Below are 26,775 nucleotides of genomic sequence, written 5' to 3' on the forward strand. Positions count from 1 at the left end.
AGATCAACGAGGTGAGTGGGATGAAAAAATATAGCTTATGGAACAACCTGCGCTGGTACATCAAGTATCTGCGTAAAGACAAGCCTTCCTTAGCCTGGACAGCAAGCGGTCTGGCCATTGATAAGGCTGCGGCCGCTTTGCTGGGCGTTTTTACGCCGGCGCTGTTGGTCGGAGCAATTACCGGGCACGCTACGTTAGACCAATTTGCTTGGCTGGCAACATTAACCGGATTGGGGCTCGCTCTGACCAGTGAAATCGAGTACCTGTTGCTGACCCATGACAGCGTCTCAAGTTCCGTATTGCGCGGTGTTATCGAAATGGATTTTCATCAAAAGCAATGGGATCTTGACTACGACCAGATCAGCAGCGGCAAACTCCAAGGGCTAGCCCACACCGCATTCGAAAAAGGGCTGAGCAACACATATGCCGGCGCCGAAGCTATCTATCTGTATGGCCGTGGAACACTAGTAGACCTCACAACGCTGATCGTGTTCCTAGCGACGTTGTCATTTGCCGTTCCGTGGGTCTTTGCACTGGTCCTGGTCAGTGCCGCCATCAGTTATGCCGGCATGAGTTGGTACCGCCACTGGTATCAACAAAACAATGTCAAGTGGAACAAGCTAGGACGCCAGCAAGATTACATTACGCGCAACGCCTACGCTTTGGAAAATGGCAAAGATATTCGCATGTTCGGCATGGCGAACTGGTACCATCACCACCTTGACCGCTTGATTCAGTTGCAAGATGCCTGGCAGCGCCGTAACTCGCTACGCCGGTTTCTGGGAGAACAAATCGGTCAACTTGCCGGCTTGTTACGTGACGCCATTGTCTACGGCACCTTGATTGTGGCAATCATGCGCGGCAGTCTTTCCATCGCCCAGTTCACTTTAATGTTTGGGATGACCAATAGTTTCATCACCTTATTGGATCAACTTTTAGACGACTTCGGCAAGTTGCAAAATGCCAGTCTCGACTTGCAGGAACTCCGTGATTTTATGAAACTGCAACCGCAAACGCCAACCCGCACGCTCACGGAGGCAGAGCAGAAGCAGTTAGCAAAACGTCCTGTCACCATCACCTTTTCACATGTGACTTATCAATATCCGGGAGCCAAAAGCGCCAGTCTTAAAGACGTCAGCTTCACACTGCAGGCCGGAAAGAAATTGGCGATCGTCGGTATTAACGGTGCCGGTAAATCAACGCTTGCCCGCCTCATGATGGGCCTATTGCATCCTACCAGTGGCACCATCACCATCAACGGGCTAAATGCCAATCTTTTACCACTAGCAGAACGTTTTGCTTTATTTGCCCCTGTCTTTCAGGAAACCATTATCCTGGCCCAGAGTTTAGCCAACAATGTTGCCATGACCGAGCATCCCGATTTGAACCGGGTCACAACTGCATTAACCGAGGCTGGCTTGGGAGCCTTCGTCAAAACGTTGCCGCAAACAACTGCCACGCCGATGACCCGTTACACCAGAGATGACGGGGTTGAATTATCCGGCGGCCAGGCGCAGAAGCTCATGCTGGCAAGGGCACTGTATAAAGATGCGCCCGTCCTGATTTTGGACGAACCAACTGCCGCACTGGATGCGATTGCCGAAAATGAGATTTACCAAGACTATGCGCAACTAGCGGCCGGTAAAACTTCTCTGTTCATCTCCCATCGATTAGCATCAACCCGCTTTTGTGACAGCATCCTGTTTATGGATCATGGCCAGGTACTCGAATCTGGGACTCATGAGCAGCTCATGGCAAAGGGCGGCCGTTATGCCCAAATGTACCAAATCCAAAGTAAGTACTATCAACCGGACGCAAAGGAGGTCGCAGTCAATGACAACTTCTAAAGATTCAGAAAAAACCATGCCAAAACAAACTGTTCATCGGGCCTTGCGGGTGGTGCGTGTGATTCAAAGTCTCGACCCGCTTGCGATCCCGGTCGAATTTCTCCGCGCATTGACAACTGTCGGCATCCCCTACCTAAACATCGCTTTCCTTGGCTTGGTGCTTAATCAATTACAGCAACGCGCAACGTTCCGGCGGATGGTGCTTCTTGTCGGCCTATTCCTAGCCATTCGCTACCTGCTTCAATTATCGAGTCAATGGTTTGCTAAATTAGCCGAAGATCATGAAAGCGGCGTAAACAGGCGGCTCACCCGCGTAACAACCGAGAAGTTGTTGACGGTGAGTTATACCACCCTTCAGGATCCAGATATGCGTAAACAGTATGCCGGCGCTCAAGCCGGGCAAACTTTTAATGGCGGTATGACTTCACTCATGACAAATGGCATGCAAGATTTCTTTTCGCTAATCATTGCGATTGGCTTCGGTGTTGCTACTTTGATCAGTCTGGCACGGGCAACTAACCATGTAACAACCTGGCTGAACGACTTTCGCTATCCACTATTGATTTTGGCGCTACTCATCTTCCCGATTGTCGTTGGCAGCTGGAGTATTCACCACAGTAATCAGATTCAACAAGAACTGATCAGAAAAATCATCCCAAGCAATCGCCGATTTACGTACTTTTACCACTTCACGGAAAATATGGATAATCATGAAGTTATTCGCCTTTATCAAGCAAGCCACTTAGTCATGAACAATGAACGCAATGACAACAACGAATTCTTTGGCCAACTTAGCCACGGTTATTGGCAAATGGCCAAGTTCGGTCACTGGCCTAACCTAGCCATTGCGTTATCGGTCATCGGTTTGTATATCCTGGTTGGCGCCAAAGCGTTAATGGGTATCATCGCTATTGGCAGCATCATGATCGCCGTCGGATATTTTCAGCAACTGATGACGGCTGCCTATCAATTTCTACAGCAAGTCGGCATGTACATCAACATGGTCGATTACCTGCAATTCTACGCTGATTTTCTTGCTTTACCGGATCACGATAAATCCGGCACACTTCCGGTTGAAAAACGCAATGACAACGAATTTGCCATTCAGTTTCACGATGTCAGTTTCAAGTATCCCGGCAGCGACCAGTGGGCCTTGCGTCACGTCAGCCTAACGCTGAACATCGGTGAACGGCTCGCATTGGTCGGCCGCAACGGCAGCGGCAAGACGACGTTAATCAAACTGCTCGTGCGCCTGTTTAAACCCACCGAAGGCACCATCACGTTAAACGACATTGACATCCAGAAATACGACGAAGACGAATACCGCAGTCTGTTAGGTGTCGTTTTTCAGGACTTCCGCCTTTTTGCTTACAGCATTGCGGAAAATGTGGCCGCCACGACTGATCCAGATCGGGCGCGCGTTTGGGAAGCCTTGAAGGTTGCGGATGTCGCCGATCGCGTCAAGCGGATGCCGAAAACGATCGACACGCCGATCACCACAGCCTTAAGCGATGATGGTGTGACCGTTTCCGGCGGCGAAGCGCAGAAAATCGCCATCGCCCGCGCTTGGTACAAAGATGCGCCGATCATGATTCTGGATGAGCCCACGGCAGCGCTCGATCCGATTTCCGAGTATGAAATCTATCAGCGTTTTGACGAACTTATCGAAGGCAAAACAGCCATTTATGTCTCACACCGGATGAGCTCCACCCGCTTTTCACAACGCATCGTCGTCCTTGATCATGGTCAAATCGTCCAAGATGGTACCCACACCAGCCTCATGGCGCATCCAGGTATTTACCGGGAACTATTCAACGCCCAGGCACAGTATTACACGGAAGACCGCATCAAAGCGGCTCGGAAAAAGGTCGCGGCTACCACGACGGCAGTGGCGGATTAGCAATGCATTCAAAAAGGACACCGACAAAGATTTGCCGCGTGTCCTTTTTGAATTATCTAGTTTAACCAACCAAGCTGCCGTTTTGTAGATTCTCGGAAACTTCAAGTAAGGTAATCTTCTTACCATCCAAGCTTTCGGCTGATAGCAACATACCCTCCGAAATCTCGCCCTTCATTTTCCGCGGCTTGAGGTTCACGACCGCCATGACTTTCTTGCCCTTCAATTTCTCGTAATCAGGGTAGAATTCACGAATGCCTGACAGGATCTGGCGTGTCCCTTTATCGCCGGCATCGAGGGTGAACTTCAGCAACTTGTCCGCACCCTTGACCGGTTCAACATCGAGGATTTCTGCAACTCGGATTTCACTCTTATCGAATTGTTTGAACTCGATTTCCGACTTGCGGGTCTTGTCATCGACTGCTGCTTTGGCCGTGCCTGGGGTCATCTGGCTCTTGATATAGGCAACTTCTTCTTCAGCATCCAGCCGTGGGAAGATCGGTGTACCTTGTTCAACCACTTTGGCGCCAGCAGGCAGTGCACCCCACTTGACGATTTTATGATCATCGTTTTCGTGGTCTAAGCCCAATTGGCCAAAAATCTGCAGTGGCGCATGGGTCATGACCGGCTGAATCAATAAGGCAATCAACCGCAAACTTTCGGCCAGATGTGCCATGACGGAATCAAGTTGATCCTTTTTAGCCGGATCCTTGGCCAACTTCCACGGTTCGGTTTCATCGATGTACTTGTTGGCGCGGGAAACGATCTTCCAGACCTGATCCAACGCATCCGAGAAGCGCAATTCGTCCATCAGCTTGTGATACTCGGTCAAAGCCGCTTCGGCCACATCGCCAAGCTCTTTGTCGAATGGCGTCACATCCGGCTTGAAGGCTGGCAAAATACCGTCTTCATATTTATTGATCATCGCAATGGTGCGATTCAACAAGTTGCCGAGGTCATTGGCCAGATCATAGTTGATGCGATCAATGAAGTCTTCCGGCGTGAACAGGCCATCATTGCCAAACGGAATCGCCCGCATCAGGTAATACCGCAAAGCATCCAGACCGTACCGTTCCACGATCATATCCGGATAAACGGCATTGCCTTTTGACTTGCTCATTTTCCCGTCGCGCATGACTAGCCAGCCATGTGCATAAATTTTCTTCGGCAATGGCAGACCCAAGGCCATCAAAATAATCGGCCAGTAAATGATGTGAAAGCGAACGATTTCCTTACCAATCAGCTGCACATTAGCCGGCCAATACTTGTCAAACAAGGCGTGGTCGTTGCTACCGTAGCCAAGTGCCGTGATATAGTTCAGCAAGGCATCGACCCAAACGTAAACCACATGCTTAGGGTCAGACGGAATCTGAACGCCCCAGTTGAAGCTCGTACGGCTCATCGCCAGATCTTCAAGCCCCGGTTTAATGAAGTTGTTGATCATTTCCGTTTTACGCGAAGCCGGTTGCACAAAATCAGGATGCTCGTCATAATACTTCAACAGGCGATCCGTGTACTTACTCATTTTAAAGAAGTAACTCGGCTCATGAACCAGCTGAACCTCATGCCCGGATGGCGCCTTTCCGCCGACAACGTTGCCATCTTTGTCGCGATAAACCTCTGACAACTGTGATTCAGTGAAATATTCCTCGTCTTCAACCGAATACCAGCCCGTATATTCGCCAAGGTAAACGTCACCCTGCTTAATAAGCCGTTCAACAATGGTTTGAACCGCTTCAACGTGGGCTTTATCCGTTGTCCGAATAAATTTGTCGTTGGTGATCTCAAGGGTCTTCCACAACTGTTTGATTTGTGCCGCCATGCCATCAACATAAGCTTGCGGTGTCACACCCAGTTTATCGGCTTTTTGCTCAATCTTGAGGCCATGCTCATCCGTCCCGGTGAGGAAGAAAACATCATAACCCATCAATCGCTTATAACGCGCCAAAACGTCCGCCGCAATCGTGGTATACGCATTGCCGATATGTAGTTTGCCAGATGGATAATAAATCGGTGTCGTCACATAAAAAGTTGGTTTGCTTGCCATGCAAGGTGCCTCCCGTACTTTAATTCAGAATGAGTCCAGTATAACAGAGTATGAGCAGACTTGCTCAAAAATGGCGAATAAGTGGCTGCCTCACAACCACCATCAATCATTCGCCGCCAGCCAATGATCCAGCACATCAATAAACTCATCGTGTTGATCCAGCAGCGCCAAATGCCGACTGTTCGCAAACAAATGCCATTTTGCCCCCGGAATATGATCCACCACCGTTTTTGCAATCAACGGTGTGCACAGATCATCCGTACCGCTGGTGACTAAGACCGGAACATGAATTTTATGAAGCTGATCAGTGACATCAAAATCGCTAATCGTCCCGTTTTCGGTAAACTCATTCGGCCCTTCCGCAATCAGACTGGCCCGCTTGCCGTTGGTTGGGCGCCGCAGCGGCTCAGGGGAGTTCTCGTCAGGGTCATCCCAGCAATACTTCTCCATGTACCGGTCATTGGCGGCCAGATACTTGACGTTTTTAAAATCCCCGGTCCGTTCAGCTTCGGCAATTGCTTCCTGGTCTTCATAACTCAGATACTTGATCAGGCGATGCTGCTCCTGCACCCACAGCTTAATCGAAGCCGGTGACCCATCAATCATGACACTCTTAATGCCTTGCGGGTCAAAGCTCGTCAGATAATACATCTCCAACATGCCGCCCCATGACTGCCCCAGCATATGAATCTCGTCCAAATGCAAAAATTTGCGCAGCGCGATGAGTTCTTCAGCCCATGTCTCTTTGACGTAAACGGCCGGATCCTCTGGTAGCGATGACTTACCGCAACCGACTTGATCATACATAATCAGTTGTCTTCCGGTCGCAGCGTAATCGTCCATGAGTTCAAAATAATTATGCGAAGAACCGGGCCCGCCATGAATTAACAACAACGGCGCCTTATCCGCGCTGGGTTCACCCACAATTCGATAATACGTTTTGTACTCATGAAACGGCATGTAGCCTTCTATAATCTTCATAGCAATCCGCCTTTCGAAGCAATTAAGCGCCAGATTCAGTGATTAAAAATTGCTGAACCATTTTGGTGAAAACAATGTGTTTACCGTGATTGTACTACACCAGTACCAGACTGTCAGACCGAATTCGGCGCGGCAACACAAATTCTAAAACAAATCCAATTGTCGTGGCGCCAATCCGGGAAAATCCAATCCCAGCATGTCAATGAATGCCTGCGTATTTGCGGCGGCGTCATGTCCGCCATTATTGTTGAAAATAACGGTGACGTTTTTACTTTTGAGATGGTGCACAATGGTGGCAAACTGTTGCAATTCTGCTTGGCTATAGCGATAATTCGTCCGTTCTGTGGTTTTGGCACCGCTCTGACCCCATGCCTGATTACGGCCATGCAGGCGCAGAATCGTTAAGTCGGGATTCGTGGCAATTGGCACCAGCGGCACCGAACCGCCGACCGTCTGAGCTTCATCCACCACGACATGGATGTCGCCTGCCGCCTGCAATAACCCAATTGTGGCATCACGATAGGCCGGCAGATACCAACTGGCATGACGAAATTCTACCGCAACCGGCAGATCAGGCAGCCACTGATTGAGATTTTGCAGATACCGGACATTCTCCGCCGTTACGCCAAAATAAGGTGGGAACTGGCACAACACCGCCTGCAGCTGATGCGCTGCAACTAGGGGCGCCACCATATCATTAAACCGCGAAAATTCCGCAACCAGATCCTGTGTGGCTTCGTGCTTGGTCATGAGCTTACTGGCCTTCACAATAAATTGAAAGCTCGCTGGCACCTGCGCCTGCCACCGCCGAATCTGCTCCACTGTTTTCAACCCATAGAAAGTCGTATCCAACTCAATCACCGGAAAATATTGGGCATAGTCCGCGAAAGTACTGCGCTTACCATTTGCTGCAATGCTAGGATGATCGGCCACACTGGTTAAGCCGACGTTAATCATGGCGCTCACCGTCCGTAATCTGAAATTTCTGTAGCACATCGCCGGTAAAATACGACGCGTAATCGTGCTTTTCGCCATTTAAAGCGTATCGCAACAGCGGCTGCAGATCCGGTACCAATCCCGGATTATCCGCCAGCAACCACTCCTTGGAAAAGGTCGCCAGAATCCCTTCACGAGTCGCTTGCGGCATCTGAAGCCGGTCAGGCGTTTTCCCGAGAAAGGCATAGAGCTCACCGCGAAGTTCGCCATCGACATGCCAAAAAACGCGCCCCACACTGCGCAATTCGTTCGCCGGGATAATGATGTGACTTTCTTCCTGCAATTCACGTGCAGCGCAGACAGCCGGCGTCTCGTCAGGCAAAAACTTACCACCCAGCGTATTCCACATGCCGCGATAAGGCGGATTCGTACGGTTAATCAACAGCCAGCCAGTGGGCGTCTCAACCGTCACCAATGTATATTTCTTGACCATGTGCATCCCCTTTTCAAAAATGATCTGCTTAAGGCAGTTGAAGCAAAAAGGCGCCGAAACGGCGTCTTTTTACAGACTTCGGTATTGCTACCGAAATGAGTTATTTCATTTTTTCGAGTGTGTCCTTGATGATGCCTGCCGAATGGACATACTTAGCCCGTTCGTCATCGGTCAATTTCAATTCCGGTGTGTTGACAACGCCGAGCTTACCAATCGTTGCCGGATAGCCGATCGCAATGCCGAATTCAGGATCGTAATTGGCGCATGGGAAAATCCGCTTGGCATCGCTGATGATCGCCTGGGTCATTTCAGTCGCGATCGTTGCAATGCCATAACTGGTGTAGTGCTTCGCATTGTAAATCTTCCAACCGCCAGCCCGCGCTGCATCAGCCAGCTGATCGTAATCCACTTTGGCGTACTCTGCGATCGGTTCATTATTGACCCGAACCGTTGACCATGCCGTGAACTGAGATTCACCGTGTTCGCCCATGTTATAGCCGCGAACATCCGCAACATTCACATGCAGCGTCTCGGCAACCGCGCGCCGCATCCGATAAGTATCCAACGATGTGCCGGTGCCGATAATCTGGGACTTCGGCAAATCAAGCAAGTACTGCCAGTAGCTAGTCACCGCATCGCAGGGATTCGTAATATCCAGCAAGACGCCATGGAAGCCAGACGCCTTCAGCTTCGGTGCGACATCATCCAACGCCGCCTTGGAAGTTTTAGTCTCGCCGATCCGGTCGCCATTTGAAATCGCGCCGATATTGCCGACTGCCGAAATCACCACATCAGCGTCTTTCAACGCATCGTAATCATTGACCACAATGTCGGTATACGTCGGCAACCCGCCTAACGCATCCTTCAAGTCGTAACTTTCGCCTTCAGCCAATTCGGCTTTCTGGTCAATTAACACCAGTTTATCTGCAACACCTTTGCTGACCAAATTGAATGCCGTCGTCACACCGACATGGCCAATACCAATGATACCAATCGTTCTTGCCATATTAAAAAATCTCCTTTCATCATAACGCGTTCGCCAGCCCAGAAACCTGCGTGTAAGGACCTCGGTCGCAATGGCCTAAGACCGGGCCATCACGCCCGAGGCCACTTACACTCCGGTTTCTAACCGGGCTGGCTCACGCTCACTCACTCTTTTGGACCACGTAATAGATGTCGCTCAACACGCTGGTCCGGAATTGCCCACAACAATAACATTAACAAGTCCAGTATGATCGTTAATGGCGGCCAAAGCAAAGCCAAAATCATCGCGATAAATGCCATGATAATCGATCCGACCGCTTTCCAGTCATGCTGATGGCCGTATAGCTTCACCAACGCCGAGGTCGGGCCGTTGACATGTCGCAGGGTGACGACCAAAAGAAGGTAACTGACATTCGACATGAGCACAACAAAACCATAAATCAGCTCCGGTCCGAATGCGTTCACATGCCCTTCACCGACCCAGCTAGTTGCAAACGGGAACATCGAAATGGCCAGCATGAAAAATGAATTCGCCCACATCACGCGCCAGTCAATCCGATTGACCAACTGGAACAAATGATGGTGATTGTTCCAATAAACGATCAACGTCAGAAATGAAACTAAATAAATTCCAAACCTGCCTCGTAACGCCCAAAGCGACGCCAGTGAGCCACTGTGAGGTGGATTTAATTCCAACACCAAGATCGTTAAAATAATCGCGATGACCGCATCGGTAAATGCCTCCAAGCGTCCTTTACTCACCGTCAAATCCCCTTTTCGTCATGATTGTTCGTGACTAGACGTGCAACTTGGCAAAAACGTCAACGGCATCCCCCAAGACCATCTGCGCCCCTTCCGGCAAAGCAATCCGTTCACGGTTCACGGCCACAATCGTTGCATCCGGTTGTGCATAGCCAATTAACCCGGCAAATGGATAGACAACAAAGCTTGTCCCCACGACAATTAGCAAGTCGGCCTGCGCAATGGCATTAATCGCCGCACTTACCGTATCCGGATTAATCGGTTCACCGTATAAGACAATGTCCGGCCGTAAAATACCGCCGTCTGCTTCATGTACGTCACTTTTCAAATACGTTTGATAGTCAAATTGTTTGCGACAGATTTGACAATAAATCCGATAAAGATTGCCATGAAATTCCACCACATGTTTGGCGCCGGCTTTACGATCAAGTCCGTCAACATTTTGCGTGACGATCGTACCTTTTTGATTGGTAATCGCCGCCATTTTTTCATGAATGACATTCGGCTTGGCATCGGGATAATACATGTTCTCGACGACAAATTTATGAAAGTCCTCGTGATGGGCCTGCAGATTATCAATCGATAACGCATACTCTGGGTCAACCTTGTCGGCATATAAGCCACCTTTTGATCGATAATCCGGAATTCCCGAAGCTGTCGAAACGCCTGCGCCGGTCATAAACGTGACCCTTTTTGCTTGATCAATCGCGGTTTGCAAATCAAACATCGTTTCCATCTCCTAACACGCTGAACAGCGCAACATTCTTAACGAAAAATTCACCTCACACCAGGCAAAACGTTTAGCTTGCCCGCCAGTCACCAATTAGTGAAACTGTCACTATCGCGCTGGCTGATTTGGAACAAGTTCGTCACCCTAGGCGTAAAAGGTGTAATATTATTTATAAGAAACATTGTAGAAAGGGGTCTTAATACCATGAAGTCCTTTCGGTGGTCGCACTTTTTTAGTTATTTGTTTATGATCCTAGTCCTCATTTTCTTCCTTTTCGTCTTCTACCAGGTTGTGATGCTTGGTATTCAGTCCGTGACTAACGGCTTCTTCATTAATTTTGGCCGGCATTAACGGATGGTAAAATCGAGACCATACTTCGTCAGAACGCTGTCTAGCGGCTGTTGATACAGCTGTTGGAAAGCTTCTGGCGTTGTTTCTTTTTCAGGCAGTGGCAGCACAAACGCATTTTGGTCATCGCTGCGCCCCATTGCGACATAGGCAGGTTGTTTCGTGTCCCGATCGCGGTAGCTGCTGTGTTTGATGAGGTAAACCTGATCGAGTGTGAGCCGCAGTTGTCGCTTCGACAAAACCGGCGACACCGTGGCAAATTCATGGTCATTGGTCGGCTGGTAGCCTAACTTCTCAATTTGGGCATCGAAACGCTCAAACAGATGCACAATCGCCCGGCGCAAGCCAAATGGTGAAGCAAGTTTCTGTTCGTCTAGTAAGCTGAATAGTTCTTGGGCATACGGCAACGCTTGTGGATACGCGCTTGCCAGCTCATCGGGTAGCTGCCCGTCCAAAAAGCCTAAAAGATCCAGCAACGACAGAATACGGTAAATCACCAGCTGATCATCAGCTTCGGCTGGCACATTCTGCTTGAAGCCTGCCAACACCTGCGCAACCACCTTGTCTGTCAGCAAGCCATGTTCCCGCTGCCAAGCAACCACCAGCATATGCACTGCAGCGTTATACAAGGCTGTACTGGTGGCATAAAGCTGGTCATCCACTTGCGGATCACCGCTCAATAAATGAAATTGCAACTGAGGATACCCTTTCATCTGAAACAATAAGTGAAGGAGTTCGTGACTTAACGTGTACGCCACATTCGTTGTATCGGTCACAACCACCTCTAGCGTACCATCTTTTTTCAGGCGCTGATGGCTTTGATCATGGGTCAGCACGCCGCTTGCTTCACCGTTAATCGCTACTTCCAGCGGGTGATCGTAGTGACTTTTAACTTCATCAAGTAATGCCTGGACATCTTTTTGCATGTTTATTCAAAGCTCCTTGTTATGGCTCAATTCGATCTGCTTGATCTGCTTGTGGCAATAAAAATATTTTTAATCCGAAATTGGCTTTCGTAATTTCAATCTACTATCATAAAGGTAGCGATAAAAGGGAGGAAATTCAAATGAAACTATCCGTTCCGCTTGTCAATGGGATGCTGGCTGATCGTTATGGCAAGTATGCCACTGGCGCCGATGTCAAAGATGGCTATCCGATCACGAGTTTTCCATTTACCATTGAAGATGCTCCGGAAGGCACTGTCAGTTTCGCACTTTGGCTCCTCGACTATGACGCGGTTCCGGTCGGCGGACTGCCATGGATTCACTGGAATGCGGCAAACATTCCTGCCAATGTCACGTCGATCCCAGTTGGCGCGAGTCACAGCGATCAGATTCCAATGGTTGAAGGCAAAAATGCATCCGCAGGGCACTTGGTTGGTAACACTGATCCATTTACCCAGCAGGGCTATGTAGGGCCACAGCCGCCAGACAAGAATCATGATTATACGTTGATGATTTTTGCTTTAGACACCAAGTTACCACTGCAACCCGGCTTCTGGTTGAATGAAGCCCGCCATGCGATGAAAGGTCATGTTTTGGCCAAAGCCGAAATTGATTTGCCATCGCGGGTTTAAGCGACTGCCTGTGGCAACCGTGCTCAGATGCTAAGACACCATTCACAAATACAATATAAAAACAGGCATACTTTCTGCACTGCAAATCGAGTGCAGAAAGTATGCCCGTTTTTTCACCAAGGATAATTAGTTACGGTGTTTAAGATTATAGTGCCAATGCGGAGCAATCGTAGGCCAGATGAGCCTCAGTGGTGACATTGTTGTTGGTGGGGCGCCTTTTGCCCCGCCTACAACAAGGCCGAGCTTAGAGACTCTGCCGCTTTTGCAGAGGCTCTAAGTCGTGCCCACCACGTTCCAGGCTCAGATGGCCGGAGATTGCGGAGTTTGGCACGACATGGAACTTATAGCCTAAGCTTCCTTTGTCCTCTTTTATTTCACCCACCGTCACCAGTATTCATCCACAACGCACCGGCGCCGACTGCAGCCAGCACACCGATGCCGATGATGCCGACTAACGCAAATTTGAAAATGGCAAAGCCGCCGAGTGCAAAGAGTGCCAAGCTGATAAATGGATGGCGCAAAATCGCACCTAACAGTTTAATTACTAAGAACAAGATAATGATCACCGCGACAATGGCACCAATTGTGATGGCGCCTGTCAACGTGTGACTGCTTTGGCCAGTTTGATCACTGACCAAGATATTAGGCAACATGAGGCCACCTCGTTTCTAACTTACCAAGTTGCGGTTATTAAAACTGACTCCGAATCCACTGGGCAATACCGTTAAAGAAACTAACGATGCCATCCCAGATTTTCTGCAGGAAATTCCGGTTTTCTTCAGTGTTTAGGCTTTTATTGAGCTTATCAAACAGCCCTTTTGCCGAATTTTGAATTGAATTGGCTAATTTGCTTGCCTGTGCCTTGAAATCGGTATTCTTTAAGGAACCGGCTTTTTGCACATTCACCAGCAAGTTAATAATCAATTGACGTTGGTTATTGTTGATGATGGTCGTTAAATTATTCTGCTTAAGCTGGCTGTCCACAATATTGCCGATTTGGTTCTGGGACAAAGTTTGCTGGCCATTGTTACTTTGGGTCGCCATTTCCTGCTTGGCACCGGCAACGGCATTATTGAGCTGCTTGTCCGAATAGCCGTCTTTGTCTTTGTTGGCTTGGGTAATCGAACTAAGCGTGTTAACTTCCTGCTGGGCAGCGTTGATTTGCTGATTGTTGAGGTTGTCACCGTTTTGGGCAAACGCTGCGTAGACCCCGGCTAACGCACCGGAACCGTCGATTTTGACGGCACTGGTGATGTACAAATTGGCGTTGCTGACGCCCGCCGTTAACGCGGCATTGCGATATTGATCAGCCGTAATGGTCGTAATGTTATTCGTACCGTTATACGGCACAATGGTGACATTAATCCCGCCATTATTGGTTTTCTGCACCAATGCACTGGACCAGACACCAGAGTTCTCGGTGAACGAGCTACCCGAAGGATTGAGATATTTCACTAAGGTTGCGCCATTGACCGTCAGTTGACTGGCGTTGGAAACACCCGCGGCATTTTGCAGCGTGCTGAGCGTGCCGCTTTTTTGATCGCCCGTCAACGAGGCGCCAAGCGTGGCAACCGGTTGCGACCAGGTATCCGCCCGCACCACGCGTGGCGCTGTTGTTAATAATGCCAGACCGGCTGCAGCCAACCCCAGCCATTTGATCAATTTTTTCATAGCTCAAAACCATCCTTTAGATTGGTACTTTCATTATCGCTGTTTGGACGCATTCCGTCAGCAAATCAGCATGCTTTTTAAGCAATGATTAACTAATGCTCCCGCTGCGCCACGGCCCGGCTGTTGAGGTGATCATAAAGCGCGCCTTCACGTAAGCCAAACTGGGAAAAGGTCAGCCGATCGGAATCAAGATACCGGATCATGGAAATCACCGGCACCAAGCCGCCCACAATAATGTCCGCCCGATACTTCGCTAATCCGGGAATGGCTTCCCGGGTCGCCAGATCAGAACTCAGAATCTCTTTAAAAATATTGTTCGCTTGCTGGGTTGGCATCCGATAACCATGAATCGCTTCGAAATCCGCAAGTTTTTCTTTGCGGCGCTCGATTTTGGCTAATGTCCGGTTACTCCCACCCAGCGCCACAATTGGCAGATTCTGGGCTCGCCGCAGCCACCAAACGCTATTGAAAGTTTGGTGAATGAACGTACTCAAGGAAAAATACTCCGCTGCCGAAATAACATCCGGGCTCAAAAAGCGTTCGGACAAATTGACCGACCCGAATGGAATCGATACCAGATGCTGAAGCTTACGATTCTGCACCAAAACCAGTTCAGTCGATGCGCCGCCAGTATCCATGATTAAGGCGTTTTGAATCGGCAGCGTATTGACCACCCCTAAAAAGTCATACTCGGCTTCACGCGTGCCGGGAATCACGCTAATCGTCAAGCCGGCCTCGTTTTTGACCCGCTTAAGAAAGGCCTTTTGGTTCTTGGCTTGGCGAACCGCTGCCGTGGCAACGGCTTTTAAGGAAATATCTTCATACTTATCCAGTTCGGCTTTGAACCCTTGTAATGCCTTCAATGTTCGGTCCATGGCTGCCGGCTGAAGGGTTCGCGACGTCCCCATATCTTCAGACAAGCGCACCATTTCCTTGAGTCGCTTGACCGGCTTCACGACTTCCTGATCAATCGACCAGATCGTCATGCGGGCAGAGTTACTACCAAGGTCAATTACTGCGAAGTGATGCGTCATGCATCATCATCCTCCTTTGGTGCCGTCATGGGAATAAACGCGTGCGTCGCGTGCAAATCTTCAGGTGCCTGATCGATTTCTTCACGGCGCAACGCTTCACCCATGGCGACTGCGTGTTTAATGAAATAAGCCTGTGCATTAAGCTTGGTCACGCCGCGCAATTGCACGCGGGTCCAAGTGCTATCCGGCTGGAGAACGCGGGTTTTAACATTATCGTCCCACATAATCCCGAAGATCTTGATGATGCGCTCGCGAATATCGTCTTGTAGAATCGGGAAAAGCAGCTCCACACGTCGACTTAAATTGCGATTCATCAAATCAGCTGAAGAAAGATAGACGTTTTCCTGACCATCCGCGTAAAAGTAATAAATTCGGCTGTGTTCCAGCAACTGACCGACAATCGAATGAACGGTGATGTTATCCGAAACGCCGGGAATCCCGACTTTCAAGTTGCAAATGCCGCGAACCAGCAGATGGATTTCGACCCCGGCATGCGAGGCTTCATAAAGCTTCTCGATCATGGCAGTGTCGGACAGCGAATTCATCTTCATCTGGATCAAGGCTTTACGACCGGCTTTAGCAGCAGCGATTTCCTCGTCAATTCGATCCATCAGATAGTCGCGAATGCCAAGTGGTGCGATGACCAGCTTGTGGAAATACGGTGGTTCCGAAAAGCCGGACAGCATGTTGAAAATATTCGATGCATCTTCACCGATTTCGTTGTTGCAGGTGAACAATCCCATATCGGTGTAAAGTCGGGCGGTGACGTCGTTGTAATTCCCGGTCGCCATGTGCATGTAACGTTTGATGCCTTCTTCTTCACGCCGAACAACAAGCGCCAACTTACAATGGGTTTTGAGGCCAACCAAGCCATAAATGACGTGGCAGCCGGCATGCTCAAGTTCTTGCGCCCAATGCACGTTGTTTTCTTCGTCGAATCGAGCTTTCAATTCGACTAAGACAGTGACCTGCTTACCATTTTCAGCAGCCTGCTTCAGGTAACGGATAATCGGCGATTTGCTCGACACGCGATACAGGGTCATTTTCACCGCTAAGACTTGCGGATCCTGGGCAGCTTCACGGATAAAATCAATGACTGGCTGGAAGCTGTCATAAGGATGCTGCATGAACACATCGCGTTCCTTGATGACGTCAAAGATCGATTCGCGCTCAAACGCCGGATCCATATAAGGCGTGAATGGTTTAAACAAAAGCTCTTTATGGCCGTGAACCTGCTTCACAAGCTTGCTGAGAAAATTCAGATCGATCGGCCCATGAATTTCGTAAATGTCTTCGTCTTTGACATTCATCGCCTTGGTCAGCCGCTTCCGCAGGTGTTTGCCCATGCCTGCCTCAATTTCCAGGCGCATCACCTTGCCGCGCTGACGCTTTTTAAGTTGTGACTGAATCTCTTTCATCAAGTCGGAAGCATCTTCTTCAGCCACGTCCATATCCATATCGCGGGTCACGCGGAATGTCGCCGTTTCCTTGATATCGGCGCCGACGAACAACTCACCGACGAACATCCGGATGACTTCTTCAAGTAAAATAAACACGTTGTCACCGCCGGGCAGCCGCAAAACGCGCGGGAACACATCCGGCACCTGAACCATGGCAAATGAACGCGACTTATCATCTTCGCTATCTTCTGGCCGAACCAGCCGAATCGCCAAATTCAGGCTGTTGTTACCCAGGAATGGGAACGGCCGAGTCGGATCGACTCCCATCGGCGTCAGAACCGGATAAAGTTCATAATGAAAATAGTCTGACACAAAATCTCGCTGCTTCTGGTTCAAATCGCTAGGATGAAGTAACTGAATATCGACCGCCGCCAATTTTGGCGTCAAAGACCGCACCAGCGTGTTGTATTGCTTTTCAACCATCGCATGCGCCGTCTTGGAAATCGCATCGAGTTGTTCCTGCGGCTTCATGCCGGCTGCATCCGGTTTGTCATAATTGACCGTCACCATTTTCTTTAATGAAGCAACCCGAATGTTGAAGAACTCGTCCAGATTACTTTGGGTGATGCCCAGAAAACGGACGCGTTCCAACAATGGATTATTTTTATCTCGCGCTTCTTCTAACACCCGATCATTAAACGCAAGCCAACTTAGCTCGCGGTTATTAAAATAGCGTGGTTTGGAAAAATCAAGCTTCTTCATAGTGTGTTTCGTCCTTTCAACTCAAGCCCTACTCCGAAAACTTCCGAGAAAAATTTGCCTTTTCGTGCCAACGTCCAGCGTTCCAGCTCAATGTCATCATTTACTTTAGCCGACAACAAGACTTTGTTTGGCTTCACTGAGACGCGCAGTTGTTGAATTTTCTGCTGGCGGGAGGCATCGAGGCTGTCGGCCACGCGCAAAATGGCGGATAGCTTGGCGACAACTAAGCGGTTTTCGGTTGACATCATCGGAAAATTCTTCAAGTCTGACTGTGGCGTCACCGAGCTGTGGAAGCGGGTAATCGTTGCGACCATCGTCACTTCTAACTCGTTTAAACCCATAATTTCTGAAGCCATAATAATGTAATTCGAGTGGGCATAATGTTTGTGGGTTTCAATGTAGCTGCCAATATCGCTGACAGTCGCCGCCACTTCCAGCAACAGGCGTTCACGTTTGCCCATCCCATGCAGTTTCTTGAGCCGATCAAAAAGTTGCAAAGCAAACGTGCGCGTTGCCTCCATGTGTTTGTCGTCGACCTGATAACGTTTGGCTAAATTATTAGCGCTGATGACAATTTCTTCATCAGGATCGAAGCCGAGTTTTTTAAAACCGCCAGCGTGCGCCGCGTGGACTTCGAGGCCATCAATCGCTTTGAGATCCGAAATCCAGATTGATTGGCTATTCAGTGTTTCGATCAGACGATATACAAGCAAAACCGTTGGCAACACCAGCGATGTTTGACTTGAGGTCAGATCATAAGTATCGGCAAGGTACTGGTCGGACGCTTTCGTCACTTCATCGTAAAGCATGTCAAAGCCCGGCCGATCGGTTTCGACCTGCCGTTTGCCTTCCGGGATCAGATTTTGAAAAATCGACAAACTGCTGCCCATCAAAATCATGTTGGTATACTCAACCCCTTGCGGCAGCAAGCGCATGAAGTCCAGTAAGCGGCTGTCGATATAATCACGCATCACTTCGACATAATTCGTCACCGAGCGTTGAAGATCGCTCATAATCTCATACACCCGCAACGGCCCTAGAGACAAGTTACGGGAAAAGCCAAACGTCCCCTGGCAAAAGGTCGTCAGCTCCACCGAGCCGGAACTGATATCAATCAACACCGTTCCTTTTTGGGTGATCGAGGCAAACTGTGGAAATTTAACCATAATGGCCTGCGTACGGAAAAAGGCCTCTTCCGACAATGAAGTTGTCCGGATCAGCCAACCGGTGCGGGTATAAAGTTGGTCCCGAACAAACTCGGCATTGTCCGCCTCAGCCCAGCTAGTACTGGCGTAAACGTTAACCGTCGTCACGCCATAGTCCTTAAAAATCTGATTAATGGCATCAAACGCCTGCACAATGGTATCAACGGTTTCAGGGAGGATTTCGTGTTCGGCATAAAAATCATCCCCGATGGCAACTGGATATTTACCGCGTTCAATTGTTTTAAGTGTCCTTAAATTCGTGATGCTAAAAACGATGGATTGTGCACCGATCATCGCGAATCCCTGTATATTATTTGCCATGTCCGTTCCGTCCATTCTTTTTAAATTCACCAAAACCGAACCGTTCATCCTAATGCCATCATAGCACGGCATATTTTGGTTGCATGAGTTTTTAGCCAAGCCTTATTTATCTGCTTAGCCACTCCAATTCAAGTTTACCAAATATTTAGCCGATACTTCGCCGAATTTGGCGTAGATTCACAACTTCTTCCAATTATTTCGCTACCATATGGAGGCTAGGCCAATGTGACCCAGTATGACCACGGTTTATATAAAAATATGCGATTGTCGCCATCTTTTTGCGCAATCGCCAATATTTTTGTGATAATCTTAGACCATCATGAAACGACGCTGAAGGAAGTCTCACTTTTGACGCTGATCAACCTTCGTCACTCTGGAAAAAGCGATATCAGCTGTACTTTTTCCTTATAAAAAGAGACTGACTGCATCGTCTACATTTAACTTTACATAAAGGGAGTCTCTCATGAAGAATCACCTTGATGACATCACCAAACTTATGGCGCTTGGACCTACCGCTGATAGTTATGCCGTTCAACGTCGCCAAACTGCTCATCGCATTGCCATTGCCGACGCATGGCAAGTTAAAGCCGGTGAAAATATTCTGGAAATCGGTTGCGGCCAAGGCGACTTGAGTGCGGTTTTGGCTGATCGCGTCGGTCCCAGCGGCCACGTTACCGGTATCGATATTGCCTCGCGCGATTATGGGGCACCATTGACATTGGGACAGGCTTGGGATCACTTGTTGAACGGCCCGCTCGCCAGTCGGTTAACAGTGCATTTCAATACGAATCTCACCAACGGCCTCGGCACGTTAGCGGATCAGCATTTTGATCGAATCGTTATGGCCCACAGTCTTTGGTACTTTGAGTCGGCCAATGCTTTGGCGTTGCTCCTAAATAATGTGCGCACAATTGGTGATTTTGTGGATGTTGCCGAATGGTCGCTTCAGCCCACGGCGCTTAATCAAATCGGTCACTTGCAGGCGGCAATGGTTCAAGGACTGCTTTATGCGATTGCTCCCAGTGATGTCGCCAATATCCGCACGTTGATTACACCGGATACCTTGACTCAAATAGCTCATGACCACACGTGGACCTACACTCCCGGGCAACTCATCGAGAATCCGGATTTGGATGACGCCCGCTGGGAAATTGCGACCACCAGTGCCTTGTTGACAGAGCTGAAGTTAAGCACCAATTTGCGCGATCGCGTGAAGCCGCAACTGGAAGCGATGCACCACAACGGGACCGCTACCCTGCCAACTTTTACCGGCCGCATCACATTTTAATTGCCAAGAAAGTCGATGATGAACGATGATCGAATTTAAACCGGCAACTACCGCGGACTTGCCAAAAATAGTCGCGATTTACAACGAAACCATTCCGACGCATCGCGCAACCGCGGATTTACAACCGCAAACCGTGGCGCAAAAGTCGGCGTGGTTCGCCGCGCACAATACCCATTTTCCGGCGTGGGTGATCCAAAACCACCACGAGACAGTCGGCTGGCTGACGCTCTCGGCTTACAGCGACCGCGCGGCGTATGACCAGACGGCTGAAATCAGCTTGTACCTTGATCAAGCCGCCCGCGGCCATCACGTCGGCACCGCCGCACTGACTTTCGTTGATCACGAAGCCCCTGCCCACGGCCTGACCACCGTTATTGCCCGCATCTTCGGCCACAACCAAGCAAGCCGCCACTTATTTCAAAAATTTGGCTACGAACTCTGGGGTCACTTACCGGCAATCGCAACCTTGCCAGAAGGCCACGCGGATCTAGAGGTTTATGGTAAGCATTTTGGGATATAGGCCCGTAAATAGAAACAGACAAATGAGTTTCAGCCGCAGTATTTGCGAAACTCATTTGTCTGTTTTTTTGTAGCCTTGAATAACGGCAACTCACTCTTGCTCACCAGCAAGGGTGTCTTCCTGTTGCCTAATACGCCGCATGGTGCGGACGTAAGAGCTGACCAGCACTAACACGCTGCCGAACCATGCCAAGGGATTGGCGGCGGACGCGCCGGCAAAACCGAATGGGACGACCAGGAAAATTGCCGCAAATGCCCGCATGCCGAGTTCAAAGAATCCGGCAACAGTCGGTACCAGTGTCTGGCCTAATCCTTGCAGCAAATTGCGAATCGTGAACAGAATCGCCAACAACCAATACATGCTGGCATTGTAATGGAAATACGTTTGGGCCAAAGCAGTGACCGCTGGCTGATTCGGGCCAAGGAACAAGTTGACGAGCGGCTTACTGAATAAAATAATCAAGGCACCTAGACCCAGTGATAAACCGACGTTGACAATAAGCGTTTGGTAAACGCCGCGGCGGATGCGGCCATAGGCTTTTGCACCCAGGTTCTGGGCTGCAAACGTGGCCATGGCCACTCCGAAAGAAGCGGAAGGCAACGTTGCCAGCTGGTCAATCCGTCCAGCCGCCGTGTACGCTGCGACCGCGTTGGTGCCAAGTGTGTTGAGCATGACCTGTAAGAACACCGCCCCGATAGCAATGATGGACATTTGAAAGCCCATCGGCAGGCCCACTTTTAGATGGCGTAAAATATCCTGCCAATCGATTCGCAAGTCCCGGCGCCGGATCACCAATAGCGGAATTCGCATGCGGATATATACCCAGCACAGCAATGCCGCGATCACTTGCGCACTGACAGTTGCGTAACCGGCACCGGCAACCCCGGAATGAAAACCAAGGATGAACCAGAAGTCCAACGCAATATTGATGATGGTCGCGATAATCAGGAAGATCAGCGGTGTGCGCGAATCACCTAATGCCCGTAACATATTGCTCAGCAAATTAAACACCATTGACGCAATGATGCCAAAGTAAATGACCCGTACGAAGGCAATCGAATCGTCCATGATGTCCGGCGGCGTCTGCATCACCGCAAGTAACGGCCGGGTCATAGTGACCGCGCCGACCGTCAGAATCAGGGAAATGCCAAGCGCAATCCAGACACTCGTCCCAAAACTCCGGCGCACCCGCCGATAATCGTGAGCACCATAAGCTTGCGCCGTTAAGATCGACAATCCTGCCGTTGTGCCTTGGGCAAAGCCGATAATTAAAAAAACAATACTAGATGTTGCACCGACAGCTGCCAAAGCATCTTTGCCAATCGTCCGGCCAACAATCAGCGCATCCATAAAACTGTAAAGTTGTTGAAAAAGATTCCCGATTAACAGTGGGATCGTAAACAACACGATGAGTTTTAATGGTTTGCCAATTGTTAAATTGCGCATAGGTTATCCTCCAAAATTTGTAATGTTTGTCTGACTGCGGGTGGGGGAAGGCAAAGCTTCTTTCTTACTCCCATAACGCGCTCACCGGCGCAGAAGCCTGCACATAAGGACCTCGAGCCTAAATGGCCAAAGACCAGCCATTTAGGCTCGAGGCCACTTATGCTCCGGCTTCTAACCGCGCCGGTTCGCGCTTAACAATTTCACCACCATAGCACAAAAAACCAGGCAGCTGAATAACTGTCTGGTAAATGAAACATATTTGCAATCAAACGTCGGCGCCACCGCCACCGGAGCTGCCGCCGCCCCAGCTTGAGCCACCGCCGGATCCGCCGCCAAAGCCACCACCGAAACCGCCTCCGCCGCCTCTTCGGCCTGCGGAGAGCAAGGCGTCAATGATCAGCCATAGCCAGAAACCGCTGTCGCCATCGCGGCGGCGACCTCCGCGGCCACCACCGCCACGGCCGCCGAAGATGACTGCAACAACGACAACCGCCAGGAAAATTAAAATGATTTTCCCTAATAAACTGCCGCCTTGACTGTGGCCTGTGCTGCGATACTGATTCATGGTTTCATCAGGCACCGTGTTCTGGTCTTTAGGAAACTTGTATTTCTTATCAATCACGGTCGCAACGGCATTAAACACCTTACGCAACGCTCGGTTTAAATCCGCCTTGTTGTGTGACTTAATCGATTTCAGATTGCTGTCTAGAATCTGTCCGGCCAAGGCATCCGGCAAATCGCCTTCAAGGCCATAGCCCACTTCGATCCGCAGATTTTGTTTGCCATTATTGTCGGCATACAGAATCAGGACACCATTATCGGTACCCTTTTTACCAATGCCCCACTTTTGGAATAAATCAGGAGCGTAGTCTGACAACGGATCGCCGTGCGTGGACTTCAAGGCTGCGACCGCAATTTGCGGCTGCTGCTTGGTTCCTTGATAGTAGCGATTCTTTTGGTCGACTAATTGCTTGGTATTATTGTCAAGGTATTGATCCTGATCCAGGTAGTAATGGTCAGTCGGTCGTGCCGGCAGATCCTCGGCCGCTGCCACCGGATGGGCTGCACCGGCAAACAGCAGCAAGCCCGTCAGCGCGGCGAATAACCACGCTAAATGCCTGCGCATGGCGCCACCTACTTCCCGGAACTGGAGCTATTACTTGAAAAATCAACGCTTGGTACCGTCTGGGCTGACGGGGTGGCTTTGAAGGTATCCTTCTTGCCTAAGCCCATCATGCTGGCAAAAATGTTCTTCGGGAACGTCACAACACTTTGATTGTAATCACGTACTTGGTCAATATAGCGTTTGCGTTCAACCGAAATCCGATTTTCACTGCCTTCAAGTTGCGTCATCAACGTGTTTACCTGATTACTGCTTTGCAAACTCGGATAGTTTTCCTTGATGACGTTAATCAAGGTACCCACGCTCTTATTCAACTGATCGTCGGCCTTGGCCTTGCCAGTCGTTGTGTTCGCGTTCGCATAGGACTTGCGGGCTTCGGCAATCTCACCAAAAACCTTTTGTTCCTGACCCATCTGGCCTTTAACGGCATTGACCAGGTTAGGCACCAAATCGGCACGCCGCTGCATGACGTTTTCAACTTGGCTCCATTGCGCTTCAACTGCCTGATTCTGCTTCGCTAATGAGTTATACGTGCCAATGCCAAAGATCAGGCAAATGGCCACAATCACGCCAAGCACGATACTTGTCACTGCAACTGGACTTAGTCGTTTCGTTTTCATCATTCAATTCTCCTCTGGGACGTACCTCGGCAGCAAAAAATCGTTGCTAGGCCAATTCGCGTCCGTAATCAAGTTTTCACTTCCTTTTTATTTTACCATGCCGGTACGAATCGACATCCGGCTAAAGACGGATCTGGTTATTTAAAGTAGTTGAAACCGATGGCATCGCGAACTTCCTGCAGCGTTTGATTGGCGACCACATTGGCCTTGGCTGAGCCCTGTTTGAGCATTTCCGCAACCGCACCCATATCTTCCGCATAATGGGCCCGCCGCGTACGAATCGGTTCAAGCACGGCTTCCATGACATCAATCAGGTACCGCTTGATTTTGACATCCCCTAAGCCGCCATGCTGATACTGCTCCTTCAGCTTAGCCACCTGTGCTTTATCCGGGTCAAAAATATCCAGATAAGTAAACACGACATTGCCTTCAACCTTACCCGGATCTTCCACATGAATGTGGTTGGGGTCGGTATACATCGACATAATCTTTTTCTTAACGGTATCGACATCATCCGCCAAATAAATACCATTATTGAGGCTCTTACTCATTTTTGCGTTACCGTCAATGCCGGGAAGGCGCCCTAAACCTTTTGGCGGAAAATAGCCTTCTGGTTCGACTAACACCTCTTTGTGATAAGTACGGTTAAACGTACGCACAATTTCGCGGGTCTGTTCCAGCATCGGTTCCTGGTCATCCCCGACCGGAACGGTTGTCGCCTTAAACGCCGTTATGTCGGCTGCCTGACTGACCGGATAAATGAAAAAGCCGGCCGGAACACTATCACCGAATGCCTTTTGTTTAATTTCTACCTTCACGGTCGGATTGCGTTCCAAACGATTGACGGTCACCAAGTCGAGATAGTAAGCGGTCAACTCAAACAGTGCCGGAATCTGGCTCTGGACCAAGATTGTTGTTTTTTCTGGATCAATCCCGACAGCCAGATAATCCAACGCGACTTCCAGCAGCGAATGCCGGATTTTCTCCGGATCATTCGCGTTGTCGGTCAATGCCTGTGTATCCGCAATCATCACAAAAGTCTCGTAATCGCCTGAATTCTGCAATTCAACCCGATTCTTTAATGAGCCAATATAATGACCAATATGCAACCGTCCTGTTGGCCGATCACCGGTTAAAATTACTTTTTTTGCCATGTCAGCTACCTCCTTCAATTAAAAAAGACGCCCTATGTTATTGCAACATAGGACGCCTGCGCGCGGTACCACCTAATTTGTCCGAATTTCGAACCACTCTTGGCTTAAGGCGCACCCACCGAACATAACCCAAACGACCCAACTTCACCTATCCCGGTCACCGGCTTCACAGCACCACCGACTCTCTTGAGACCGCTTGGATAGACTACTCATCACTTGGGTGAATATGAGTTTAGGTTAGCCAACTATAAATACAATGTCAATAGTAAGCGCGTGAACTGGTGCCATGCAACTCAACTAACTTAAAATAAATACTGCAAATCACTCTGTGCACTCGGATACGCATAGATCTGATTAAGCTCAGCCGGCTTTTTACCTGCATCAATGGCTGCGGCGAAAGTATTGATCAGGTCTTCTGCCAAGCTGGCCAGTACGACCGCACCGGCGAGTTTGCCGGTTGTTTTGTCGACAATCGTCCACACCTGCGCGTCCGGATCTTGCAGACGGTGATAGGTGTACCATTGGGTGGTATCGTTATGAATCACCTGATACCGATCAGGCGCAGCTTCTGCGTCTTCGAGGGCCACGCCGACTTTGGCAAGCTCGGTCGGTCCAAAGACAATCGTTGGAATCGCCGGATAATGAATCGGCTCCTGATCGCCCAGAATCTGGCTGGCCACATAGCGTCCTTCAAATCCGGCAACTGGTGTCAGTTTCGGTTGCGGCTTCAAATTCACATCGCCGAGCGCATAGATATTTGGAACAACCGTGCGCAAATGATCATCCACCGGAATCCCGCGGGTGTCCGCCTTAATCCCAGCATTAGCAAGACCGAGGTCAGCAACGTTGGCAATGCGCCCCATGGCCGTAATCGCCATATCGACATTCATGTCAAAATCATCCGCATGCAGATGCGTCATCGTGCCGAGCGGACTGATTTTCGTAAGTTCAACATTAGGGTGAAAATGAATGCCGGACTTGATCAACAACTGCTTCAATGCTTCGGTGGCAACTTTGGGGAAGGCTCGCAACAAGCGATCGGAGTGCCCGATAATATGCACTTCCGCACCGCCAGCGGCCGCAATATTGGCAAGCTCGACGCTGACATAGCCGGCACCGATAAACGCGATGCTGGTCGGCAGCTCATCTAAATCCAGAAAATCGCGACTCGTTTTCAACAAATTGGCGCCGGGAATATCCGGAAAGCGCGGCGTGTGGCCAGTCGCGATGACAATATGTTCACCTGTGACATTTTGCGAACCGACTTTAACGGCGTGTTCACCGAGCAACTGTGCCCGGCCATATAATGTTTTAATGCCGGTGCGGGTTAAGCCGTTCAAAGTCCCAGCCGGAATGCCACTCGTATAACCACGCTTAAACGCCATCAAGGACGGCCAATCGATTTTAGCCGTTCCGCTAATCCCAAAACCGTTCATCCGCAAGGCGGCATTTTTCACTTCAACACCGCGATACAGCATCTTTTTCGGATCACAGCCGTAGTTGGGACAGGTGCCGCCCCACAGATCGCCTTCAATGACCAATACCTTCTGTTGCGCCGCGAGACCATAAGCAGCAGCTAAGCCACCGGGGCCGCCACCGATCACAATCGTGTCATAATCATATGCCATCA

Annotated in this window: 23 protein-coding genes; 5 read left to right on the top strand and 18 right to left on the bottom strand. The window is 49.7% G+C overall.

The window, feature by feature from the left end; all coding sequences use genetic code 11:
• The first annotated feature begins 20 nt into the window (after positions 1-20).
• Positions 21-1,847: an ABC transporter ATP-binding protein gene (locus LHUE1_RS03485; protein WP_277848261.1), complete on the top strand. Its 1,827-nt coding sequence runs from the start codon at positions 21-23 to the stop codon at positions 1,845-1,847.
• Positions 1,834-3,747: an ABC transporter ATP-binding protein gene (locus LHUE1_RS03490; RefSeq protein ID WP_049172884.1), complete on the top strand. Its 1,914-nt coding sequence runs from the start codon at positions 1,834-1,836 to the stop codon at positions 3,745-3,747. The genes LHUE1_RS03485 and LHUE1_RS03490 overlap by 14 nt, the downstream gene beginning before the upstream one ends.
• 61 nt (positions 3,748-3,808) lie before the next feature.
• Here LHUE1_RS03490 and metG read toward each other — a convergent pair whose 3' ends face one another.
• The 8 genes from metG to LHUE1_RS03530 all read right to left on the bottom strand — a co-directional run bounded on the left by metG (position 3,809) and on the right by LHUE1_RS03530 (position 11,951).
• Positions 3,809-5,791 carry a methionine--tRNA ligase gene (metG, locus tag LHUE1_RS03495; protein WP_049172886.1) on the bottom strand — a complete coding sequence of 661 codons (1,983 nt, stop codon included), beginning with the start codon at positions 5,789-5,791 and terminating at the stop codon, positions 3,809-3,811.
• A 102-nt stretch (positions 5,792-5,893) separates the two neighbouring features.
• Positions 5,894-6,772: a proline iminopeptidase gene (gene pepI / locus LHUE1_RS03500; RefSeq protein WP_049172888.1), complete on the bottom strand. Its 879-nt coding sequence runs from the start codon at positions 6,770-6,772 to the stop codon at positions 5,894-5,896.
• Between the two features lie 144 nt (positions 6,773-6,916).
• Positions 6,917-7,729, bottom strand: a complete 813-nt coding sequence (locus LHUE1_RS03505) for a DUF72 domain-containing protein (protein WP_049172890.1) — start codon at positions 7,727-7,729, stop codon at positions 6,917-6,919.
• On the bottom strand, positions 7,722-8,201 hold the full coding sequence (locus LHUE1_RS03510; protein ID WP_049172893.1) for an NUDIX hydrolase: 480 nt from the start codon (positions 8,199-8,201) through the stop codon (positions 7,722-7,724). Before LHUE1_RS03510 ends, LHUE1_RS03505 begins: the two co-directional genes overlap by 8 nt.
• 100 nt (positions 8,202-8,301) lie before the next feature.
• Positions 8,302-9,207: a lactate/malate family dehydrogenase gene (locus LHUE1_RS03515; RefSeq protein ID WP_277848262.1), complete on the bottom strand. Its 906-nt coding sequence runs from the start codon at positions 9,205-9,207 to the stop codon at positions 8,302-8,304.
• A gap of 143 nt (positions 9,208-9,350) precedes the next feature.
• Complete coding sequence (locus LHUE1_RS03520) at positions 9,351-9,947, bottom strand: TMEM175 family protein (protein ID WP_049172898.1); 597 nt, start codon at positions 9,945-9,947, stop codon at positions 9,351-9,353.
• A 34-nt stretch (positions 9,948-9,981) separates the two neighbouring features.
• The gene (locus tag LHUE1_RS03525; RefSeq protein WP_049172900.1) at positions 9,982-10,674 is read right to left on the bottom strand and encodes an NAD-dependent protein deacylase; all 693 of its coding nucleotides are present in this window, start codon (positions 10,672-10,674) and stop codon (positions 9,982-9,984) included.
• 350 nt (positions 10,675-11,024) lie between these two features.
• The gene (locus tag LHUE1_RS03530; RefSeq protein ID WP_049172903.1) at positions 11,025-11,951 is read right to left on the bottom strand and encodes a hypothetical protein; all 927 of its coding nucleotides are present in this window, start codon (positions 11,949-11,951) and stop codon (positions 11,025-11,027) included.
• A gap of 140 nt (positions 11,952-12,091) precedes the next feature.
• On the opposite strand from LHUE1_RS03530, the gene LHUE1_RS03535 reads away from it, so the two are divergent.
• The gene (locus LHUE1_RS03535; protein ID WP_049172905.1) at positions 12,092-12,601 is read left to right on the top strand and encodes a YbhB/YbcL family Raf kinase inhibitor-like protein; all 510 of its coding nucleotides are present in this window, start codon (positions 12,092-12,094) and stop codon (positions 12,599-12,601) included.
• Positions 12,602-12,975: 374 nt separating this feature from the next.
• On the opposite strand, the gene LHUE1_RS03540 is transcribed toward LHUE1_RS03535, so the two are convergent.
• The 5 genes from LHUE1_RS03540 to LHUE1_RS03560 all read right to left on the bottom strand — a co-directional run bounded on the left by LHUE1_RS03540 (position 12,976) and on the right by LHUE1_RS03560 (position 18,994).
• Entirely contained in the window at positions 12,976-13,254 is a 279-nt protein-coding gene (locus LHUE1_RS03540; protein WP_049172801.1) for a hypothetical protein, read from the bottom strand.
• A gap of 37 nt (positions 13,255-13,291) precedes the next feature.
• A complete protein-coding gene (locus LHUE1_RS03545; protein ID WP_049172803.1) occupies positions 13,292-14,272 on the bottom strand; it encodes a DUF1002 domain-containing protein in 981 nt (326 codons plus the stop codon).
• Positions 14,273-14,364: 92 nt separating this feature from the next.
• Positions 14,365-15,306, bottom strand: coding sequence for an exopolyphosphatase (ppx, locus tag LHUE1_RS03550; RefSeq protein WP_049172805.1), 942 nt, complete (start codon positions 15,304-15,306; stop codon positions 14,365-14,367).
• On the bottom strand, positions 15,303-17,468 hold the full coding sequence (locus LHUE1_RS03555; RefSeq protein ID WP_049172807.1) for an RNA degradosome polyphosphate kinase: 2,166 nt from the start codon (positions 17,466-17,468) through the stop codon (positions 15,303-15,305). Before LHUE1_RS03555 ends, ppx begins: the two co-directional genes overlap by 4 nt.
• Complete coding sequence (locus LHUE1_RS03560; RefSeq protein WP_049172830.1) at positions 17,465-18,994, bottom strand: Ppx/GppA phosphatase family protein; 1,530 nt, start codon at positions 18,992-18,994, stop codon at positions 17,465-17,467. Before LHUE1_RS03560 ends, LHUE1_RS03555 begins: the two co-directional genes overlap by 4 nt.
• 463 nt (positions 18,995-19,457) lie before the next feature.
• Between LHUE1_RS03560 and LHUE1_RS03565 the strand changes: the two genes are divergently transcribed.
• Both LHUE1_RS03565 and LHUE1_RS03570 read left to right on the top strand, forming a co-directional pair.
• Positions 19,458-20,282 carry a class I SAM-dependent methyltransferase gene (locus LHUE1_RS03565; RefSeq protein WP_213291492.1) on the top strand — a complete coding sequence of 275 codons (825 nt, stop codon included), beginning with the start codon at positions 19,458-19,460 and terminating at the stop codon, positions 20,280-20,282.
• 25 nt (positions 20,283-20,307) lie between these two features.
• On the top strand, positions 20,308-20,802 hold the full coding sequence (locus LHUE1_RS03570; protein ID WP_277848263.1) for a GNAT family N-acetyltransferase: 495 nt from the start codon (positions 20,308-20,310) through the stop codon (positions 20,800-20,802).
• Between the two features lie 90 nt (positions 20,803-20,892).
• Here the strand turns inward: LHUE1_RS03570 and LHUE1_RS03575 are convergent, their stop codons facing one another.
• The 5 genes from LHUE1_RS03575 to LHUE1_RS03595 form a co-directional block, all read right to left on the bottom strand.
• On the bottom strand, positions 20,893-22,248 hold the full coding sequence (locus LHUE1_RS03575; protein WP_277848264.1) for an MATE family efflux transporter: 1,356 nt from the start codon (positions 22,246-22,248) through the stop codon (positions 20,893-20,895).
• Positions 22,249-22,513: 265 nt separating this feature from the next.
• Positions 22,514-23,374 carry a TPM domain-containing protein gene (locus LHUE1_RS03580; RefSeq protein ID WP_049172815.1) on the bottom strand — a complete coding sequence of 287 codons (861 nt, stop codon included), beginning with the start codon at positions 23,372-23,374 and terminating at the stop codon, positions 22,514-22,516.
• Between the two features lie 8 nt (positions 23,375-23,382).
• The gene (locus tag LHUE1_RS03585; protein WP_049172817.1) at positions 23,383-23,991 is read right to left on the bottom strand and encodes a LemA family protein; all 609 of its coding nucleotides are present in this window, start codon (positions 23,989-23,991) and stop codon (positions 23,383-23,385) included.
• A gap of 137 nt (positions 23,992-24,128) precedes the next feature.
• The gene (trpS, locus tag LHUE1_RS03590) at positions 24,129-25,145 is read right to left on the bottom strand and encodes a tryptophan--tRNA ligase (RefSeq protein WP_213291491.1); all 1,017 of its coding nucleotides are present in this window, start codon (positions 25,143-25,145) and stop codon (positions 24,129-24,131) included.
• Positions 25,146-25,447: 302 nt separating this feature from the next.
• Positions 25,448-26,773 carry a dihydrolipoyl dehydrogenase family protein gene (locus tag LHUE1_RS03595; RefSeq protein WP_049172821.1) on the bottom strand — a complete coding sequence of 442 codons (1,326 nt, stop codon included), beginning with the start codon at positions 26,771-26,773 and terminating at the stop codon, positions 25,448-25,450.
• Between the last annotated feature and the right edge of the window lie 2 nt (positions 26,774-26,775).

The organism is Lacticaseibacillus huelsenbergensis, from assembly GCF_029726355.1.
Taxonomy (GTDB): Bacteria; Bacillota; Bacilli; order Lactobacillales; family Lactobacillaceae; genus Lacticaseibacillus; species Lacticaseibacillus casei.

Bases quoted from the DNA above. Each gene is read 5' to 3' on its own strand.
- LHUE1_RS03485 (WP_277848261.1), top strand. From the start codon at position 21: ATGAAAAAATATAGCTTATGGAACAACCTGCGCTGGTACATCAAGTAT.
- LHUE1_RS03490 (WP_049172884.1), top strand. From the start codon at position 1,834: ATGACAACTTCTAAAGATTCAGAAAAAACCATGCCAAAACAAACTGTT.
- metG (WP_049172886.1), bottom strand. From the start codon at position 5,791: ATGGCAAGCAAACCAACTTTTTATGTGACGACACCGATTTATTATCCA.
- pepI (WP_049172888.1), bottom strand. From the start codon at position 6,772: ATGAAGATTATAGAAGGCTACATGCCGTTTCATGAGTACAAAACGTAT.
- LHUE1_RS03505 (WP_049172890.1), bottom strand. From the start codon at position 7,729: ATGATTAACGTCGGCTTAACCAGTGTGGCCGATCATCCTAGCATTGCA.
- LHUE1_RS03510 (WP_049172893.1), bottom strand. From the start codon at position 8,201: ATGGTCAAGAAATATACATTGGTGACGGTTGAGACGCCCACTGGCTGG.
- LHUE1_RS03515 (WP_277848262.1), bottom strand. From the start codon at position 9,207: ATGGCAAGAACGATTGGTATCATTGGTATTGGCCATGTCGGTGTGACG.
- LHUE1_RS03525 (WP_049172900.1), bottom strand. From the start codon at position 10,674: ATGTTTGATTTGCAAACCGCGATTGATCAAGCAAAAAGGGTCACGTTT.
- LHUE1_RS03530 (WP_049172903.1), bottom strand. From the start codon at position 11,951: ATGCAAAAAGATGTCCAGGCATTACTTGATGAAGTTAAAAGTCACTAC.
- LHUE1_RS03535 (WP_049172905.1), top strand. From the start codon at position 12,092: ATGAAACTATCCGTTCCGCTTGTCAATGGGATGCTGGCTGATCGTTAT.
- LHUE1_RS03540 (WP_049172801.1), bottom strand. From the start codon at position 13,254: ATGTTGCCTAATATCTTGGTCAGTGATCAAACTGGCCAAAGCAGTCAC.
- LHUE1_RS03545 (WP_049172803.1), bottom strand. From the start codon at position 14,272: ATGAAAAAATTGATCAAATGGCTGGGGTTGGCTGCAGCCGGTCTGGCA.
- ppx (WP_049172805.1), bottom strand. From the start codon at position 15,306: ATGACGCATCACTTCGCAGTAATTGACCTTGGTAGTAACTCTGCCCGC.
- LHUE1_RS03555 (WP_049172807.1), bottom strand. From the start codon at position 17,468: ATGAAGAAGCTTGATTTTTCCAAACCACGCTATTTTAATAACCGCGAG.
- LHUE1_RS03560 (WP_049172830.1), bottom strand. From the start codon at position 18,994: ATGGCAAATAATATACAGGGATTCGCGATGATCGGTGCACAATCCATC.
- LHUE1_RS03565 (WP_213291492.1), top strand. From the start codon at position 19,458: ATGAAGAATCACCTTGATGACATCACCAAACTTATGGCGCTTGGACCT.
- LHUE1_RS03570 (WP_277848263.1), top strand. From the start codon at position 20,308: ATGATCGAATTTAAACCGGCAACTACCGCGGACTTGCCAAAAATAGTC.
- LHUE1_RS03575 (WP_277848264.1), bottom strand. From the start codon at position 22,248: ATGCGCAATTTAACAATTGGCAAACCATTAAAACTCATCGTGTTGTTT.
- LHUE1_RS03580 (WP_049172815.1), bottom strand. From the start codon at position 23,374: ATGCGCAGGCATTTAGCGTGGTTATTCGCCGCGCTGACGGGCTTGCTG.
- LHUE1_RS03585 (WP_049172817.1), bottom strand. From the start codon at position 23,991: ATGAAAACGAAACGACTAAGTCCAGTTGCAGTGACAAGTATCGTGCTT.
- trpS (WP_213291491.1), bottom strand. From the start codon at position 25,145: ATGGCAAAAAAAGTAATTTTAACCGGTGATCGGCCAACAGGACGGTTG.
- LHUE1_RS03595 (WP_049172821.1), bottom strand. From the start codon at position 26,773: ATGGCATATGATTATGACACGATTGTGATCGGTGGCGGCCCCGGTGGC.